General features: G+C 68.5%; 17 protein-coding genes. All 17 read left to right on the forward strand.

The annotated features are described in order from the left end of the window. Positions 1 to 276: 276 nt before the first annotated feature. From cobM to cobK, 17 genes are read left to right on the forward strand one after another with little or no spacing between them, the layout of a single operon-like run. The gene (gene cobM / locus AAAT03_RS01660) at positions 277 to 1068 is read left to right on the forward strand and encodes a precorrin-4 C(11)-methyltransferase (protein ID WP_349102424.1); all 792 of its coding nucleotides are present in this window, start codon (positions 277 to 279) and stop codon (positions 1066 to 1068) included. A gap of 1 nt (position 1069) precedes the next feature. After that, positions 1070 to 2254, forward strand: coding sequence for a cobalt-precorrin-5B (C(1))-methyltransferase CbiD (gene cbiD / locus AAAT03_RS01665; protein ID WP_349102425.1), 1185 nt, complete (start codon positions 1070 to 1072; stop codon positions 2252 to 2254). Next, complete coding sequence (cobI, locus tag AAAT03_RS01670; RefSeq protein WP_117583471.1) at positions 2247 to 2936, forward strand: precorrin-2 C(20)-methyltransferase; 690 nt, start codon at positions 2247 to 2249, stop codon at positions 2934 to 2936. The genes cbiD and cobI overlap by 8 nt, the downstream gene beginning before the upstream one ends. Continuing rightward, positions 2937 to 4070, forward strand: a complete 1134-nt coding sequence (locus AAAT03_RS01675) for a cobalamin biosynthesis protein (protein ID WP_118449327.1) — start codon at positions 2937 to 2939, stop codon at positions 4068 to 4070. It begins immediately after the preceding gene. Next, complete coding sequence (gene cobJ / locus AAAT03_RS01680; RefSeq protein WP_042435525.1) at positions 4070 to 4813, forward strand: precorrin-3B C(17)-methyltransferase; 744 nt, start codon at positions 4070 to 4072, stop codon at positions 4811 to 4813. The genes AAAT03_RS01675 and cobJ overlap by 1 nt, the downstream gene beginning before the upstream one ends. Next, on the forward strand, positions 4801 to 6273 hold the full coding sequence (cbiE, locus tag AAAT03_RS01685; RefSeq protein WP_349102426.1) for a precorrin-6y C5,15-methyltransferase (decarboxylating) subunit CbiE: 1473 nt from the start codon (positions 4801 to 4803) through the stop codon (positions 6271 to 6273). Before cobJ ends, cbiE begins: the two co-directional genes overlap by 13 nt. Further along, positions 6270 to 7652, forward strand: coding sequence for a cobyrinate a,c-diamide synthase (locus AAAT03_RS01690; RefSeq protein ID WP_349102427.1), 1383 nt, complete (start codon positions 6270 to 6272; stop codon positions 7650 to 7652). Before cbiE ends, AAAT03_RS01690 begins: the two co-directional genes overlap by 4 nt. After that, positions 7645 to 8787 carry a nicotinate-nucleotide--dimethylbenzimidazole phosphoribosyltransferase gene (gene cobT / locus AAAT03_RS01695; protein WP_117564100.1) on the forward strand — a complete coding sequence of 381 codons (1143 nt, stop codon included), beginning with the start codon at positions 7645 to 7647 and terminating at the stop codon, positions 8785 to 8787. Before AAAT03_RS01690 ends, cobT begins: the two co-directional genes overlap by 8 nt. Then, positions 8784 to 9332, forward strand: coding sequence for a bifunctional adenosylcobinamide kinase/adenosylcobinamide-phosphate guanylyltransferase (locus tag AAAT03_RS01700; RefSeq protein ID WP_117654697.1), 549 nt, complete (start codon positions 8784 to 8786; stop codon positions 9330 to 9332). The genes cobT and AAAT03_RS01700 overlap by 4 nt, the downstream gene beginning before the upstream one ends. Then, positions 9329 to 10096, forward strand: a complete 768-nt coding sequence (locus tag AAAT03_RS01705) for an adenosylcobinamide-GDP ribazoletransferase (protein ID WP_349102428.1) — start codon at positions 9329 to 9331, stop codon at positions 10094 to 10096. The genes AAAT03_RS01700 and AAAT03_RS01705 overlap by 4 nt, the downstream gene beginning before the upstream one ends. Then, positions 10093 to 11094: a histidine phosphatase family protein gene (locus AAAT03_RS01710; protein WP_349102429.1), complete on the forward strand. Its 1002-nt coding sequence runs from the start codon at positions 10093 to 10095 to the stop codon at positions 11092 to 11094. The genes AAAT03_RS01705 and AAAT03_RS01710 overlap by 4 nt, the downstream gene beginning before the upstream one ends. Beyond that, a complete protein-coding gene (gene cbiB, locus AAAT03_RS01715) occupies positions 11094 to 12068 on the forward strand; it encodes an adenosylcobinamide-phosphate synthase CbiB (RefSeq protein WP_349102430.1) in 975 nt (324 codons plus the stop codon). The genes AAAT03_RS01710 and cbiB overlap by 1 nt, the downstream gene beginning before the upstream one ends. Beyond that, positions 12065 to 13288 (forward strand): histidinol-phosphate transaminase, encoded by a 1224-nt coding sequence (locus AAAT03_RS01720; RefSeq protein WP_349102431.1) that lies wholly within the window; start codon positions 12065 to 12067, stop codon positions 13286 to 13288. Before cbiB ends, AAAT03_RS01720 begins: the two co-directional genes overlap by 4 nt. After that, positions 13281 to 14780, forward strand: a complete 1500-nt coding sequence (locus AAAT03_RS01725; protein ID WP_349102432.1) for a cobyric acid synthase — start codon at positions 13281 to 13283, stop codon at positions 14778 to 14780. The genes AAAT03_RS01720 and AAAT03_RS01725 overlap by 8 nt, the downstream gene beginning before the upstream one ends. Further along, on the forward strand, positions 14777 to 15292 hold the full coding sequence (locus tag AAAT03_RS01730) for a cob(I)yrinic acid a,c-diamide adenosyltransferase (protein ID WP_089571806.1): 516 nt from the start codon (positions 14777 to 14779) through the stop codon (positions 15290 to 15292). Before AAAT03_RS01725 ends, AAAT03_RS01730 begins: the two co-directional genes overlap by 4 nt. Beyond that, entirely contained in the window at positions 15293 to 15934 is a 642-nt protein-coding gene (locus tag AAAT03_RS01735; RefSeq protein WP_117806204.1) for a precorrin-8X methylmutase, read from the forward strand. It begins immediately after the preceding gene. After that, positions 15931 to 16704: a precorrin-6A reductase gene (cobK, locus tag AAAT03_RS01740; RefSeq protein ID WP_349102433.1), complete on the forward strand. Its 774-nt coding sequence runs from the start codon at positions 15931 to 15933 to the stop codon at positions 16702 to 16704. The genes AAAT03_RS01735 and cobK overlap by 4 nt, the downstream gene beginning before the upstream one ends. Positions 16705 to 16826 lie beyond the last annotated feature (122 nt).

Below are 16826 nucleotides of genomic sequence, written 5' to 3' on the forward strand. Positions count from 1 at the left end.
CCCTTGCCCAGGATTCCCACCTGGTTCCCTCCGCAAGCCAGCGCGGACTGTGTGGGCGCCGCGCCGGTCGTTTCCTTTTATTCGATTGTCATATGCTCGTTGCCGAAACTACCACTATGATAGTGGGCGTTTGTGGGCGTGTCAAAGCCAGGGCGGGCGGCATTGCGCCTCCTGCCTACGTATTTGCGCCGATTGCCGCTGCGGGCGCCGTGTCTTGCCCGCTGTGCGAAGGGCGGCGTAAACGGTTGCGATGAGAAACGGGAAGGGAAGGCTCGGATGATTCATATCGTTGGCGCAGGTTCGGGCGCCGCCGACCTTGTCACGCTGCGCGGGGCGCGTCTTCTGCGCGCGGCCGACGTGGTCGTTTGGGCGGGGAGCCTTGTGAACCCCGAGCTGCTCGCCGAGTGCAAGGAATCCTGCGTCGTCTACGACAGCGCGCACATGACCTTGGAGGAAGTGCTCGACGTGATGTGCGCGGCGGATGCGCGGGGCGAGGAAGTGGTGCGCCTGCACACGGGCGACCCGTGCCTGTACGGCGCCATCCAGGAGCAGATGGACGCGCTCGACGCGCGCGGCGTGGACTACGAGGTGGTGCCCGGCGTGTCGAGCTTTTGCGGTGCCGCGGCGGCGCTTCGCCAGGAATACACGCTGCCGGGAATCAGCCAGTCGGTCGTGATCACGCGGCTTTCCGGGCGCACCACCATGCCCGCGGGCGAGGGCATGCGCACCATGGCGGAAAGCGGCTCGACTATGGTCATCTTCCTGAGCTCGGGTATGCTCGCCGAGCTTTCCGCCGAGCTTTTGGCCGCGGGCCGCAGCTCCGACGAGCCGGCGGCGCTCGTGTACAAGGCGACCTGGCCTGAGGAGCGCGTGGTGCGATGCACAGTGGGCACGCTCGCCGATGCGGGCGCGCGAGAGGGCATCGACCGCACGGCGCTCGTGGTGGTGGGCCGCGTGCTCGGAGCTCGCGGCGGGCTTGCGCACAACGGCGGGCAAGCGGAGTCGTACGAGCGCAGCAAGCTTTACGACCCTTCGTTTGCCACAGGGTATCGGAAGGCGAGCAGCTAGCGTGGCCTTCGAGCACTACATATATACCGGGACGACCCGCCTGCGCTGCGGCTACACCACGGGGAGCTGCGCCGCGCTCGCGGCGAAGGCGGCCTGCGAGATGCTCTTGTCACGAAAGCCCGTCGGCCGCGTGTCGATCGTCACCCCCGGCGGGCTGCCCGTCGAGGCGAACGTGGTCGACGCATGTATCGGCGAGGGGTGCGCCCAGTGCGCCGTGCGAAAGGACGCAGGCGACGATGCCGATGTGACCGACGGCGTGCTCGTGTACGCGCGCGTGGAACATGCGGGGTCGGGCACGGGCGCTGCGGGCAGCAAGGGCGTGCCCGCGCGCGAATCGGAAGTTTCCGTCGATGGCGGCGTGGGCGTGGGGCGCGTGACGTTGCCCGGGCTCGAGCAGCCGGTGGGGGCGGCCGCCATCAACGCGACGCCGCGCGCGATGATCACTTCGGCGGTGCGCGAGGTGTGCGCCGCGCACGGCTTTTCTGGAAATATCGCTGTGACGATTTCGGTACCCGAGGGTGTTGCCCTTGCCGAAAAGACCTTCAACCCGCACCTGGGGATAGGGGACGGCATTTCCATCCTGGGCACGACGGGCATCGTCGAGCCGCGCAGCCTTGCTGCCTTGCGCGACAGCATCGAGCTCGAGATCCGGCAGCATGCGGCTATGGGGTGGCGCGGAGTCGTGCTCACGCCCGGCAACTACGGCGGGCAGTTCATCTCGGGGCATTTCCACCTTAACGGTGCACCGGTGGTCTTCATCTCCAACTTCGTGGGCGATGCGATTGATTGCTGCGTTCGCGAGGGATTTACCAATGTTCTTCTTGTGGGACACATCGGCAAGCTGGTGAAGGTTGCGGGCGGCATCATGGACACCCATTCGCGTACCGCCGACTGCCGCGCGGAGATTCTGGCCGCCCACGCGGCCTTGGCCGGCGCTGGCGCGAAGACCGTGCGCGAGATCATGTCGTCGGTCACGACCACGGCGGCGCTCGAGGTAATCGAGGCCGCCGGCGTGGGGGACGCTGCGCGCGCCTCGCTCGCTGCGGCAATCGATGACAGGTTGCGCCGCCGCGCGGCGGGCGCATGCGACATCGCCGCGGTCGTGTTCGACGCCGAGCGCCGAGAGCTTTTCCGCACGTCGGGCGCCGATGCAGTTATCGGGGAATTGGGGGCTACGTATGAGTAAAGGCGTGCTGTACGGGGTGGGCACGGGGCCTGGCGACCCCGAGCTGCTCACGATCAAGGCCGTCCGCACAATCGAATCGTGTCCGGTCATCGCCGCACCGCAGACGGCGGACGGGGCCATGGTCGCGCTCGACATCGTGCGCGGCGCCGTCGACCTTACAAGCAAGACGGTGATCCCCGTGCGATTCTCGATGACGCGCGACGCCGAGCGCCGCACGGCCGAGCATGCCTCGCTTGTTCGCGAGCTTGTCGCGCACCTGGATGCGGTCCGCGACGTCGCGCTGCTGAACCTGGGGGACCCGAGCATCTACGCCACCTTCCAGCGCATAGCGCCCGACGTGCGCGCCTGCGGGTTCGAGGCGCGCGCCATTCCCGGCGTGCCGAGCTTCTGCGCGGTCGCCGCAGCGCTCGAGCGCGACCTCACGCCCGAGATGTCGTCGCCTCTGCACATCGTGCCCGGCGGCTACGACGACGTGCGCCGCGCAATCGGCTGGCCGGGGACGAAGGTGGTCATGAAGGCGCGTCGCTCGCTTGCGGACACGAAGCGCATCCTTCGCGAGGAGGGCGCCTTCGACGGTGCCGAGCTCGTAGAGGACTGTGGGCTTCCGGGCGAGCGCGTGTATCGCTCGCTCGACGATGTGCCCGATCGGGGCAGCTACTTCTCGACGATGGTGGTGCGCTAGATGAGGGTTTCCTGCATAGCGTTCACTGAGAGGGGGTATGCGTTGGCGGAGCGCACCGCACACGCGCTTTCCGATTGCGCGCAGACAGGTGAAGATGACCCTGGCTGGGACGTTTCCGTTTCGCGCGGGTTCGGCGAGGGGAAGGCCGACCTGCGCGCATGGACGGCGCTCGCGTGGGAAGCGTCGGACGCGCTTCTGTTCGTGGGCGCGGCGGGCATCGCCGTGCGGGCGATCGCGCCGCATGTCGCCTCGAAGGCAAGCGATTCCGCGGTTGTGGCGATCGACGAGGCGGGGCGCTTTGCCGTCCCGCTTTTGTCGGGGCATTTGGGCGGTGCGAACGAGCTTGCGCAAACTGTGGCACGCGCGGCAGGGGCCATCCCCGTCATCACCACGGCGACCGACGTCCGCGGCGTGTGGGCGGTGGATACGTGGGCGCGCTGTGCGGGGCTCGCCGTTTCGAATCCCGAGGCCATCAAGCGAGTGTCGGCGCGGCTGCTTTCGGGCGGGCGCGTGGCGCTCTATTCCGACATGCCGATTTCGGGACAGCCGCCTGAGGGGGTTGACATTGCGTCCGACCGCGCTCGGGCCGATATCGTCGTGTCGCCGTTCGCTGGCGCGAATGCGGGTGCGTCCGTTCGCGCGGCGGAGACAACGGGCGAGGTCGTACCCGCCGGTGTGACGGGGAAGCCGGCGGGCGTGCGGGCGCAGGCGCCTGCGCCCGAGTCGCTTCGCCTTGTCGTGCCCTGCATCGTTGCGGGCATAGGGTGCCGTCGCGGTGCGTGCGCCGAAGCGATCGGGGAGGCGTTTCTTCTCGCGTGCGGGCAGGCGGGCATCTCGCCTTCGGCCGTGCGCGAGGCGGCGACGATCGACGTGAAGGCGCACGAGGAGGGTCTGCTCGCCTTCTGCCGCGCGCGCAATATCCCGCTTGCGACGTATTCCGCAGAGGAGTTGTCGCAGGTCGAAGGCAGCGTTTCGCCATCTGATTTCGTGCGTGCGACGGTGGGGGTCGACAATGTGTGCGAGCGCGCGGCGCTCGCGGGCGGGGGCAAACTTATCTTCCCGAAGCTCGCTCACGGCGGCGTGACCGTCGCGTTTTCCAAGGTAACTATCGAACTTTCGTTTAAGGAGCGGTGATGGGAAAGCTCTTCGTGGTGGGGATCGGCCCGGGCGGCCCCGACGGCATGACGATTGCGGCTCGGCGCGCGCTCGAGGCGGCCGACATCGTTGTGGGGTACACGAAATACGTGGAGCTCGCGCTCGCCGCCGTGCCCGACGCGGCGCATCTCGCGACGCCGATGATGCACGAGGTCGAACGGTGCCGCCTGGCGCTTTCGCGCGCGCAGAGCGGAGAAGCCGTGGCGCTTGTGTGCAGCGGTGACGCGGGCGTGTACGGCATGGCGAGCCCCGTGCTGGAGCTTGCGGAGGACTACCCCGATGTAGACGTGGAAGTTATCGCCGGGGCCACCGCGGCTCAGAGCGGGTCGGCGGTGCTCGGCGCCCCGCTTGCCCACGACTTCGCGGTCGTGTCGCTCTCCGACCTGCTCACGCCGTGGGAGGTCATCGAGCGCAGGCTCGCTGCCGTTGCGAGCGCCGACTTCTGCATCTGTTTGTACAACCCGCGCAGCAGAAAGCGCGCCGACAGGCTCTCGCGCGCGGCGAAGATTATGCTCGAATGGAAGGCCCCCGACACGCTCTGCGGTTGGGTACGCAACATCGGGCGCGAGGGGCAGCAGTCGGGCATGTGCAGGCTCTCCGAGCTGGGGGAGTTCGACGCCGACATGTTCACCACCGTGTTCGTCGGCAACGCGGACACGAAGCGCGTAGGCGGCCGTATGGTCACGCCGCGCGGGTATCGGGAGATTCCATGCGAAAGGTAACGATCATCGGGGCGGGGCCCGGAAACCCCGACTTGCTCTCGCGTGCGGCGCTCGACGCGATCGACATCGCCGACGTGGTCATCGGCGCTCATCGCGCGCTTGTCGGCATCGACGTGCCGCCCGACGTGGTGAGATGCGAGCTCGTGAAGACGGCGGACATCGTCGCCGCGCTCACCGATGCGGCGTCGTGGCAGCACGCCGTGGTCGTGATGACGGGCGATGTGGGGCTGTTCAGCGGCGCGCGCCGCCTGGTGGAGGCGCTCTCCGGCGACGCGCGGGTGGACGTGCGCGTCATTCCCGGCATAAGCTCAGCGTCGTATCTCGCCGCGCGCCTCGCGCGTCCATGGCAGGATTGGCGCTTCGCGAGCGCTCACGGCTTGGCGTGCGACATCGTGGCCGAGGCCGAGCGCGCAGGTGAGCTCTTCCTCGCCACGTCGGGCGGGGAAGACCCCTCGCGGCTTTCGGGCGAGCTTGTGCAGGCGGGCTTCGCGGACGCGCGCGTGACGGTGGCCGAGCGCCTGTCGTACCCCGACGAGCGCATCACCTGCGCGACCGCAAGTGAAATCGCAGGTCAGACGTTCGACGACTTGAACGTGATGCTTATCGAGTTCGCAGGCTGCGCCGGGTCGCCTGCGGGCTCTAGCGCAGCCTCCGAGGCGCCGGCCGGCGCGTCTGCGCCCGCGGCGGCTTCTTTCGCGGCGGACTCTGCGGGCGCATCCCGCGCCGCGAGCTCCCGCTGGCCGTACGCTTCCTCGGGCATTCCCGACGAGCTCTTCATCCGCGGCGACGTTCCCATGACCAAGCAGGAGGTGCGCGCCGTCGCGCTCGCGAAGCTGCGCCTTACCGCGACCGACACCGTGTGGGATGTCGGCGCCGGCACGGGGAGCGTGTCGATCGAGGCGGCGCTCGTCGCGCGAGCGGGGTCGGTATGGGCGGTCGAGCGCAACGCGGCCGGCGTGCGGCTCATCCGAGAGAACGCGGATGCATTCGGGTGCGGCAACGTGCATGCGGTCCCCGGTGTCGCCCCCGAAGCGCTCGCGAAACTGCCTGTCCCCGACGCCGTGTTCGTCGGCGGGAGCGCGGGCGAGCTTCCCTCCATCGTGGAGGCGGCGCTCGAGAAGAACTCGCAGGTTCGCCTGTGCGTGCCATGCGTCACCGTTGAGACGCTCACCGAGGCGTGCGCGCTCCTCTCGGGTTCGCGCTTTAAGGGGTTCGAGGCGTGCCAGGTGTCGGCCGCCCGTGCCGAGGCTGTAGGCTCGCACCATCTTATGAAGGCGCAAAACCCCGTGTTCCTCGTCAGCGCGCGTGGTGCGGGCGCGGATGCCGAGGAGCTTGCCGAAGTCGGCGCGCTTGCTGAGTCGCCTGTCGGGGAGGACCTCTCTGTCGAGGGGAACCCATCCGTCGAGGTAGTCTCGCTTGCTAACTGCGGCGCCGCAGGTGGGGAAGGCGGCGCCCGGTGAGCACGTCCATCCCGCGCTTCATGGTCGCTGCGCCCTCGAGCGGGAGCGGCAAGACGGTCGTCACGTGCGCGCTCCTGCGCGCGCTCGCGCGTCGCGGCCTTGCATGCGCGGCTTTCAAATGCGGCCCCGACTACATTGACCCGCTCTTTCACCGCCGCGTCGTGGGTGCGCGCTCGGGCAACTTAGACGGCTTCTTCACCGACGCCCCGACGTTGCGCGCCCTGCTCGCACGCGGCGCCGCGGGCGCGGATGTCGCGGTGCTCGAGGGGGTTATGGGCTTCTACGACGGCATGGCGCCCGGCGTGGCCGACGCGAGCAGCTACCAGGTTGCGCGCGACACGGAAACGCCGGTCGTTTTAGTGGTGAACGGGCGCGGGGCGTCTTTATCGCTCGCCGCCGTAATCCGCGGCATCGCCGAGTTCCTGCCTTGTGCGAACGTGCGCGGCGTCGTGCTGAACAAGACGAGCGCCGCTGCCTGCGCCTACGCGGCGCCTGCGATCGAGAAGCACACGGGCGTCGCGGTTTTGGGGAATATCCCCGCCGACGAGGCGTTCTCGCTCGAAAGCCGGCATCTGGGGCTTGTGACCGCCGACGAGGTCGAGCAGCTCTCCGCGCGCATCGACAAGATGGCCGAGCTGGTGGAAAAGAGCGTCGACGTCGACCGCTTGCTCGAAATGGCGGCGACGGCACCCGATATCCGCGAGGAACCTTACCGGTTGGAGCCGATCGCGGGAGCGCGGCCCATCGTCGCCGTTGCGCGTGACGAGGCGTTCTCGTTCTACTACGAGGAGAACCTGCGCGCGCTCGAGGATCTGGGTTGCGAGCTGGCCTTTTTCAGCCCCCTGTGTGATAGCGAGTTGCCCCGGGGGACAAGCGCCCTCTATCTGGGGGGCGGCTACCCGGAGCTCCATGCGCGGCAGCTCTCCGAGAACGCGCCGATGCGCGAGGCGGTGCGGCGCGCGGTGGAATCCGGCATGCCGACGGTCGCCGAATGCGGTGGGTTTCTGTACCTGCAGCGCGAAATCGCCGATAGCGAGGGGCGGCGCTGGCCTGTTGCGGGCGCCCTTGAGGGCGCAAGCGAGAACGGGGGAAGGCTGTCCCATTTCGGGTACGTGGAGCTTACTTCCCAACGCGACGGGCTCTACGGGCCGCGCGGCACACGCATCCGCGCGCACGAGTTCCACTACTGGCAGTCCACCTGCCCGGGCGGCGACTTTTGGGCGCAGAAGCCCCGGCGCGACAAGGGCTGGCCCTGCATGACGACCACCCCGTCCCTGGTGGCGGGCTTCCCGCATGTGTACTATCCTGCGAACCCCGACGTTGCGCGCGCGTTCGCGTCTGCCGCAGCGTCGTTCGCAGAGAGGAGGCGGCATGGCTGAAGCAACCGAAACCGCGCTTGCCTGCATCCGCGAGGAAGTCGAGCGCGCGTTCTCGTCGGCGCCGGGCGCCGTGCTCGAAGCCGCGCTTTCCCGGATCGCGCCCGCAGACGAGTGCGCCCGTGCCGCCGCGTACGCCGCGTGGGACTCCATCGCGCACCCCTTGGGGGGATTGGGCGACTTTGAAGACGCCGTCGCGTGTATCGCCGCAGCTCAGGGGAGCGCCGAGGTGGCCGAGTTTCCCCGTGCGCTCGCGGTATTCTTCTCCGACAACGGGGTCGTTGCCGAAGGCGTGTCGCAAAGCGGGCAAGATGTGACGCGAGCCGTCGCGCGCAACATGTGCGAGGGGGCCGCGAGCGCCTGCCGCATGGCGGCGTTCGCGGGTGCCGAGGTCGTGCCCGTCGACGTGGGTATGGCCCGGGGCATAGAAGACGCGCGCATGGTGCGCGCGAACGTGCGGCGGGGGAGCGGCAACATCGCTCACGGCTCTGCTATGTCTCGCGATGGGGCCGTGCGCGCGATCGAGGTCGGAATCGCCGTCGCGTGCGGGCTTGCCCGCGCCGGCGTGCGCCTTCTCGCCGCGGGCGAGATGGGCATCGGCAACACGACCACCTCGGCGGCGGTGGCCGCAGTGCTCATCCGGGCGGACGCGCGGAGCCTCGTCGGGCGCGGCGCGGGGCTCTCGGACGCCTCGCTCGCGCGCAAGCGCGACGTGGTCGAGCGCGCTATCGACGCGAACTCGCCCGATCCCGCCGACCCGATCGACGTGCTCTCGAAGGTGGGCGGCTTCGACATCGCTGCGATGTGCGGCTTCTACCTGGGGGCCGCGGTCTCGAAGGCGCCGGCGCTCCTCGACGGGGTCATATCCTGCACGGCGGCCCTGTGCGCGGCGCGCCTGTGCCCCAACGCCTTGGGCTACCTCGTGGGCACCCACGCATCAAGCGAACCCGCAAGCCGGGAGCTCCTTCGCGAGCTCGGCATAAAGGCGCCCCTCGACGCAGGCATGCACTTGGGCGAGGGCGCGGGCGCCATGGCGTATCTCCCCCTTCTGGATTCGGCGCTGCGCGTGTACCGGGATGGGAAGACGTTCACGGCGACTGGCATGGCTGCTTACGAGCATTTCGAGGCCGGGAAATGACGGTGACGCTCGTCATCGGCGCCGCCGCGAGCGGCAAGAGCGCCTACGCCGAGTCCCTGTGCCTCGGGCACGACGGCCCTCGCGTGTACCTGGCAACGATGGAGCCCTTCGGGGAAGAGGGCGCCCGCCGCATCGCGCGCCATCGGGCGCTGCGCGAGGGCAAGGGGTTTTCCACCCTCGAGCGAACGCGTGACGTGGGCGCCGCAGTGTCCGGGCTTCCGCGCGGCTGCACGCTTCTTTTGGAGGACGTGGGCAACCTGGTTGCGAACGAGCTTTTCGCGGAAGGCGGCTTGTCCCCACGTGACCCCGACGCTGCGGCGCGCGAGGTGCTCGGAGGCATCGAACGGCTCGCTCAGGCCGCTGCGTATACGGTGGTGGTCACCGTCGACGTGTTCGCCGATGAGATGCGCTACGATGAGGGGACCGAGGCATGGAGGCGCGCGCTCGCGCGCGTGAACGCGGGCGTGGCGGCGCTGGCCGACCGCGCAGTCGAAGTGGTATGCGGGATTCCCGTGTGGATGAAAGGCGAAGGACCTACAAGGTGAAGATAGCAAAGGCAATCGGCGCGGCGTTCGGAACGTTCTCGCACATCCCCGTCCCGAAATCGGCCTGGACCGATTTCGGGTCAACCCATGCGCTTGCCGCGTTTCCCCTGGTGGGCCTTGCGGAAGGGTTCCTCATGACGGTGTGGGGGCACGTGGCGAACCTGCTCGGCGTGCCCGCGACCATCGTCGCGGCCGTGCTCGTGGCGCTGCCTGTGGCGGTGACGGGAGGCATCCACCTAGACGGGCTCTGCGACACCTCCGATGCGCTTGCAAGTTGGGCCCCGCGCGAGCGAAAGCTCGAGATCATGCACGATCCGCGGGCGGGCGCCTTCGGGGTCATCGGTGTTGTTGTGTACCTTATTCTGCAGTTTTCCCTGTTCACCGCGCTGCCGCTTACGGCGGGGGCGTTCCTCGCGCTTCTGTGCTCGCTCGTGTTCTCCCGCGCGCTTTCGGGACTCGCCGTTGAATGCTGGCCTGCCGCGCGGGCGGACGGCATGGCCGCGGGGCTCTCGCCTGCGAAGAAGCGCGCGGCGATCGTCGTGCCGCTTTGCGCTTTCGCTGCGGCTTCGGGTGCAGGGATGGTCGCGTGCGCTCAGGCCGTCGGCGCCTTTATGGCGGTGGCGGGGCTTTTGGTGCTCGCGTGGTACCGCCATGTTGCCCTGTCCCGCTTCGGCGGGGTGACGGGGGATTTGGCCGGATGGTTTCTGCAATGGGCCGAGCTCGCGATGCTTGCCATGCTGGTGGTGGGGGGCATGCTCCTATGATGCTCGTGGTAGGTGGCGCGCATTCGGGGAAGAGGACCTTCGTGCGCGAAAAACTCGGGTTCGCGGCGGACGATTTCGTCGATGCGGCGCAGCTTGCGGAGGGCGGCGTGCCCGCGGCTTTTGCCGGCCGCGTCGCATACCGTGCTGAGGAACTCGTACGCGCGCTCGACGCTGACCGGGCGCTCGAGCGGCTGATCGGCTTCGACGCAGTGATTCTGCCCTTGGTCGGCTCGGGGGTCGTCCCCATGAGTGCGGAAGACGCCCAATGGCGCGAGCGCGCGGGGCGCCTGGGATGCGCGCTCGCTGCGCGCGCCGACGTCGTCGTGCGCATGACGTGCGGGATTCCCCAGGTCATCAAAGGAAACCTTGCCGATGCACCTCGAGGGACGCAGGGCGCGGGTGCGCCTTTGGAAGTCGTCTTCGTGCGCCATGGTGCCACGGCGGGCACGGAAGACCATCGCTACAGCGGGGCGGGCACCGACGAGCCCCTGTCGAGTGCGGGCGAGCGCGCTTTGCGCGACCTCGCGTGCGATCGTGACGTGTTCCGTGTTATCACGAGCGGCATGGCCCGCACCGACCAGACGGCGCGCATCCTCTTCCCGAACGCGGAGCTTATGGCGTGCCCCGGTCTGCGCGAGATGGATTTCGGCGACTTCGAGGGGCGAAGCGCCGCCGAGCTTAAAGAGGATGCGCGCTATCGCGCCTGGGTAGACTCCTGGTGCGAGACGCGCTGCCCGCATGGCGAGGGCAAGAGCGATTTCACCCGCCGCGTCATCGCGGCGTTTCGGGAGGCGTGCGAATCGGAGCGCGCCCAGGGGAGTGGGCGCGCCGTCTTCGTCGTTCACGCGGGTACCGTGAAAGCGCTGCTCTCCGAGCAAGCTGTCCCGAAAATGGGATACTTCGACGTGCATACCGAGCCGGGCGGCGCATGGGCCGCCACTTGGGATGGGCGCTGCCTTCGCGACGTTCGCCCCGCTTCGGGGGGCGATGCCCGGTGATGACGATTCTTGCCGTCGCCGCCGGGTTCGCGGCCGACCTTGCCTTCGGCGACCCGCGCTGGCTTCCCCATCCCGTCGTCGCCATGGGGCGCGCGATCACGTGGGCCGAAGGCCGCCTGCGGGGCGCATTCCCGCAAACGTCCGCGGGCACGCGCGCCGCAGGGCTTGTGCTTACCGTGGCGCTTCCGCTTGCGTGTGGGCTTTTGACCTGGGGAATCCTGCATCTTTGCGGCATGGTTCACTCCGGCTTGCGCTTCGTGGCCGAGGCATGGGCGAGCTATCAGATTCTCGCGGCATGCGAGCTGCGCCGCCAGAGCCTGGCCGTGGCCCGCGCGTTCTCGAAGGGCGGACTTGTCGAGGCGCGCGAAGCCGTCGGGCTCATCGTGGGACGCGACACGTCTGTTCTCGACGAGCAGGGCGTCGCGCGCGCCGCTGTGGAAACGGTGGCGGAGAACGCGAGCGACGGCGTCATCGCGCCGCTTTTCTACCTTATGATCGGGGGTGCGCCCTTGGGCATGGCGTACAAGGCGGTGAACACGCTCGACAGCATGGTGGGCTACAAAAACGAGTGCTACATCGACTTCGGCTGCGCTTCGGCGCGCCTCGACGATGCGCTGAACTGGATTCCCTCGCGCTTATCGGCTCTGCTCATGATCGTCGTGTGCCCGATCGTCGGGCTCGACGCGCGCGGGGCGGCGCGCATCTGGCGCCGCGACAGGCGTCGCCATGCGAGCCCGAACGCGGCGCAGACCGAGTCAGCGTGCGCGGGCGCGCTCGGGCTGCGCCTGGCGGGACCCGCGGTGTATTTCGGCAAGCTCGTTGAGAAACCGACGATAGGAGACGCGTCCCGCGAAATCGAGTGGGGCGACATCGCCCGGGCGACAAGGCTCATGCTCGCTGCGTCCGTATGCGCGCTCGTCGTCTTCGGCGCCGCGCGCGCGGCGGTCGTGCTCGCCGTGGGGGCGATGGCATGAGGGAAGACCACGCCGCGCCCCGGGCTGCCGGGGGAATCCTGCGCGCCCGTACGCATGGGGGCAGCGCGCAATCGCTCGGCATCGCTTGCGATAGGGGCGCCTCCGACCTCATTGACTTCTCGGTGAACGTGAATCCGGCAGGCCCCTCGCCGCGCGCCGTCGCCGCAGCTTGCAAGGCGCTTTCTCGAATCGACGCCTACCCCGATAGGGAAAGCCTCGCCCTCGTTCGCGCCCTAGCGCGCGCCCAGGGCATTCCCGAAGATACTATCGTCTGCGGCGCGGGCGCGTCCGACATCATCTGGCGGCTCGCCGCGGCGGTGCGCCCGAAACGCATCGTCGTGTGCGCGCCGACGTTCTCTGAATATTCGGAGGCGGCATCGTACTACGGCGCATGCGTGCAGGAGTTCCCGCTCTCCGAAGCGGACGACTTCGACGTGCCCGCCTCCTTCGCCCGCGCGATTGAGGGGCCGGGAGACGTGGCGTACCTCTGCAATCCGAACAACCCTACGGGGCGCCTCGTCGACCCCAGCGTGATCGATGCCGCGGCTTGCCGCTGCGAGCAGGTGGGCGCACTGCTCGTCGTGGACGAGTGCTTCCTCGGATTTGCGCCCGACGCCCGCGAAAGGAGCGTGGCCGCACGCGCCGCGTGTTCGCGCCATGTGGCCGTGCTCTCCGCGTTCACCAAGCTCTACGGAATGGCGGGGTTGCGGTTGGGATATCTGATCAGCGGAAACGCCCAACTCATCGAGGGGATTCGCCGGGCGGGGCAGGCGTGGCCCGTCTCCTCGGTCGCCGAGGCCGCGGGCATCGCCGCCCTGGAAGACGTCGAATACGTCTCACGCACGCGCGATGTATTGGCGGGAGAGCGAGCGTGGCTTTCCCACGAGCTCTCCTCGCTCGGGCTTTCCGTCGTGCCGTCGGATGCGAACTTCCTTTTAGTCCGCACGCCGGCGAAAGACATCCCCGAGCGCCTGTATAAACAGGGGGTTTTGGTCCGCACGTGCGACTCGTTTTCGGTGCTGTCCCGTTTCTGGTGCCGCGTCGCGGTGCGCACGCGCAAGGAGAATGCCCGGCTTGCGATGGCGTTCAGCCGCGTGCTTCGGGCGGAAGGCGCATCGGGCGAAGGCGAACCCGACGAACGGGGCGGCGCTTCTTGCAGCGGCGCTATGGCGGGCGCGGATGGCCGAGGCTCGGCGAAGGAGGTCGATACCCGTGGGTAGGGCCAAGCCCATCATGATCCAGGGCACCATGTCGAACGCGGGGAAGAGCCTGCTTGCGGCGGGGCTGTGCCGCGTACTTTCGCAGGACGGCCTGCGCGTGACTCCCTTCAAGAGCCAGAACATGGCACTCAACAGCGGTGTTACGGCCGACGGGCTCGAGATGGGGCGCGCCCAGATCATGCAGGCCGAGGCGTGCGGCATCGCGCCCGACGTGCGCATGAACCCCATCCTGCTCAAGCCCGAAAGCGGCCACCGAAGCCAGCTCATCGTGGCCGGCAAGGCGCAGGGAGCCTTCGCTGCGAGGGACTACTTCGCGCGAAAGAAGGCGCTCATGCCGCAGATTTTGGAGGCGTTCGATTCGCTCGCGGAGGATAACGACGTCATCGTCATCGAGGGCGCCGGCAGCCCCGCCGAAATCAACCTTGCCGAAAACGACATCGTCAACATGGGGCTCGCGCGCGCCGTGTCCTCCCCCGTGCTGCTCGTGGGCGACATCGACCCAGGCGGGGTGTTTGCCCAGCTCTACGGCACGGTCGCGCTCCTTGCGCCCGAGGACCGCGCGCTTTTGCGGGGGCTTGTGGTGAACAAGTTCCGCGGCGATGTGGAAATCCTGCGCCCGGGTTTGGCCCCGCTCGAGAAAATGTGCGGGGTTCCCGTCGTGGGGGTCGTGCCGTATCTTACGCTCGACCTGGACGACGAGGACTCGCTCGCGCCGCGCCTATCTGCCCGCGAGGCGCGCGGCGTCATCGACGTCGCCGTCGTGCGTCTTCCGCATCTGTCGAACTTCACCGACTTCGACCCGCTTTCGCGCGTGCCCGGCGTGGGCGTGCGCTACGTTTCCTCGACGACCGATCTGGGCCGACCCGACCTGGTGGTGCTTCCCGGCTCGAAGACTACGCTCGACGACGCGCGCTGGCTTGCGGCTAGCGGCATCGGGGCCTGTGTACGCGCGCTTTCGGGCACGGGCACGCCGGTGCTCGGCATATGCGGAGGATACCAGCTTTTGGGAGACGAGCTTTCCGACCCGCACGGCAGGGAAGGCGCTGGCACCGCGCGCGGGCTCGGGCTCATCCCTGCAAGTACGGTGTTCAAGGAGGAAAAGCGCCTCGCCCAGTCGGAGCTGCGCATCACGGGCGCCCAAGGCGCGTTCTCGGCGTGGAACGGCATGACGGCGCGCGGGTACGAGATTCACGACGGCGAAACGACCGTCTCCTGCGCTCCTGCGGGCACGATTGGCGGCAAACCAGAAGGCGCGGCCTGCGGAAACGTGTTCGGAACCTATCTCCACGGCCTGTTCGACGAACCGGGGGTGGCGCTCGCCCTCGCGCGCTCGCTCGCGCGCATGCGCGGCCTGCCCGAGAACGTCGTGGGTGCTGCGGGCGCGGCGTCCGCGGCCGATCACCGTGCGCGCGAGTTCGACCGCCTGGCCGACGTCGTGCGCGGGGCGCTCGACATGGAGTATGTCTACCGCAGTATCGAGGAGGGCGTATGATCCACGTGTATCATGGCGACGGCAAAGGCAAGACCACGGCGGCGATGGGCCTCGCCCTTCGCATGCTCGCTGCAGGCCGCCGCGTCGTCGTCGTGCAGTTCCTGAAAGACGGCGAAAGCGGGGAGGTGCGCCTGCTCGCCGAGCATTTCGGCGTGCCCGTGTTCGCGGGGAAGGTGTCGGACAAGTTTACCTGGTCGATGACGTCGGAAGAACTTGCCGCGACGTGCGAGCTGCACGATGGGAACCTCGCTTCCGCGCTTGCCGAGCTCGAGGGCGCGCAAGAGGGACTGCTCGTGCTCGATGAGGCGCTCGACGCGCTTTCGAAGGGGCTTGTCGACGAGGCGCTCGTGGACCGCGCGCTCGATATGTCCGCGCGCGGCGTCGAAGTAGCGCTCACCGGGCGCGCGCCTTCCCGCAAGATCGTGGAGAAGGCCGACTACATAACCGAGATGCGGTGCAAGAAACATCCCTACGAGCAGGGGATATGTGCAAGGGAAGGAGTGGAGTACTAGATGGATTCCAAGGAGATGGCGCCCGGCGACATCGAGCGGCGCAGCTTCGAGATCATCACCGAAGAGCTCGGCGGCCGCACGTTCCCGCCGCTCGAAGAGCCCGTCGTGAAGCGCGTCATCCACACCACTGCCGACTTCTCGTACGCCGATTCCCTCGTGTTTACCCATGACGCCGCGCACTGTGCGCTCGACGCACTGCGCGCAGGGGCCACGGTGCTCACCGACACGAACATGGCGCTCGCAGGCATAAGCAAGCCCGCGCTCGCGAAGCTCGGCTGCAAGGCCGTGTGCTTCATGGCCGACCCTGATGTCGCCGCGGCTGCGCGCGCCGCGGGCACGACTCGCGCCGTTGCGAGCATGGACAAAGCTTGCGGCATCGAGGGTCCGCTCATCGTGGCCGTCGGCAACGCTCCCACAGCACTTCTGCGCCTCGCCGAGCTCATGGACGCGGGGAAGATCGCGCCCGCGCTCGTCGTTGGGGTGCCGGTCGGGTTTGTGAACGTGGTCGAGGCGAAAGAGGAGCTACTCGCACGACGCGTGCCAGCCATCGTCGCGAGGGGTCGCAAGGGCGGCTCGACCGTGGCGGCTGCCATTATGAACGCGCTGCTCTACCAGATCACGCGCCCAGGCGGCCCGAAGTGACGGCGCCCGCATCCGCGCCGGCGCTGCGCATCTTCGCCGGCACCACCGAGGGCCGCCTTCTGTGCGAATGGGCGAGCAGGGCGGGCATCCCCGCCCGTGCCTACGCGGCAACCGAGTACGGAGGCGAGCTTTTGGGCGAGCTTCCGGGCATCGAGGTGCATGCGGGCAGGCTCGACGATGCCGACATGGAGCGCGAGCTTTCCGGCGCGTGCATCGTTGTCGACGCCACGCACCCCTTCGCTACGCTCGCAAGCGGCAACATCCGGGCCGCTTCGCTCGCCGTGGGTGCACGATGCCTGCGCCTTGCGCGCCCGGTCGAGGCGCTGCCCAAAGGCGTCGTGCCGGTCGCGTCGATCGCCTGCGCGGCGCGCTTTCTCTCCGAGAACCCGGGTCGCGCGCTTCTCACGACGGGGAGCAAGGAGCTTGCTCCCTACACGAGCGTCGCCGATTTCGCGGAGCGCTTCTTCGTGCGCGTGCTCCCGCTGCCCAGTGCTATAACGAAGTGCATCGACGCGGGGTTTTCGCCGTCGCACGTCATCGGCATGCAGGGGCCCTTCACCCGCGAGCTCAACGAGGCGATGCTTCGGCAGGTGGGCGCCCAGTGGCTTGTGACTAAGGACTCGGGAACCTTAGGCGGCACGGCCGAGAAGCTCGCCGCCGCGCGCGACGTGGGAGCGCGCTGCATCGTGGTCACCCGTCCCGCCGAGGGAAGCGGGGCCCTTTCGCTTCGGGAAGTGGAAGACGCGCTCTTACGGGAGTTTGCGCGCTAGGCGCTTGCCGCGCCTAGCGCGCCCTCCCGCCCGCGAGGAGGAGCGTCCCGAGCAAGCTCGACCCGTACAAGCCCGTCATCCATCAATAGCTCGAGGACGACGCCCAGAACTGGCGCAAACAG

This window comes from Collinsella sp. CLA-AA-H167, assembly GCF_040095305.1.
Taxonomy (GTDB): Bacteria; Actinomycetota; Coriobacteriia; order Coriobacteriales; family Coriobacteriaceae; genus Collinsella.

What these genes read in the sequence shown, in the direction of transcription:
- cobJ (WP_042435525.1), top strand. Translation starts at nt 4,070, where the DNA reads ATGGGAAAGCTCTTCGTGGTGGGGATCGGCCCGGGCGGCCCCGACGGC.
- AAAT03_RS01720 (WP_349102431.1), top strand. Translation starts at nt 12,065, where the DNA reads ATGAGGGAAGACCACGCCGCGCCCCGGGCTGCCGGGGGAATCCTGCGC.
- cbiB (WP_349102430.1), top strand. Translation starts at nt 11,094, where the DNA reads ATGACGATTCTTGCCGTCGCCGCCGGGTTCGCGGCCGACCTTGCCTTC.
- AAAT03_RS01735 (WP_117806204.1), top strand. Translation starts at nt 15,293, where the DNA reads ATGGATTCCAAGGAGATGGCGCCCGGCGACATCGAGCGGCGCAGCTTC.
- cbiE (WP_349102426.1), top strand. Translation starts at nt 4,801, where the DNA reads ATGCGAAAGGTAACGATCATCGGGGCGGGGCCCGGAAACCCCGACTTG.
- AAAT03_RS01700 (WP_117654697.1), top strand. Translation starts at nt 8,784, where the DNA reads ATGACGGTGACGCTCGTCATCGGCGCCGCCGCGAGCGGCAAGAGCGCC.
- cobT (WP_117564100.1), top strand. Translation starts at nt 7,645, where the DNA reads ATGGCTGAAGCAACCGAAACCGCGCTTGCCTGCATCCGCGAGGAAGTC.
- AAAT03_RS01675 (WP_118449327.1), top strand. Translation starts at nt 2,937, where the DNA reads ATGAGGGTTTCCTGCATAGCGTTCACTGAGAGGGGGTATGCGTTGGCG.
- cobI (WP_117583471.1), top strand. Translation starts at nt 2,247, where the DNA reads ATGAGTAAAGGCGTGCTGTACGGGGTGGGCACGGGGCCTGGCGACCCC.
- cobM (WP_349102424.1), top strand. Translation starts at nt 277, where the DNA reads ATGATTCATATCGTTGGCGCAGGTTCGGGCGCCGCCGACCTTGTCACG.
- AAAT03_RS01710 (WP_349102429.1), top strand. Translation starts at nt 10,093, where the DNA reads ATGATGCTCGTGGTAGGTGGCGCGCATTCGGGGAAGAGGACCTTCGTG.
- AAAT03_RS01730 (WP_089571806.1), top strand. Translation starts at nt 14,777, where the DNA reads ATGATCCACGTGTATCATGGCGACGGCAAAGGCAAGACCACGGCGGCG.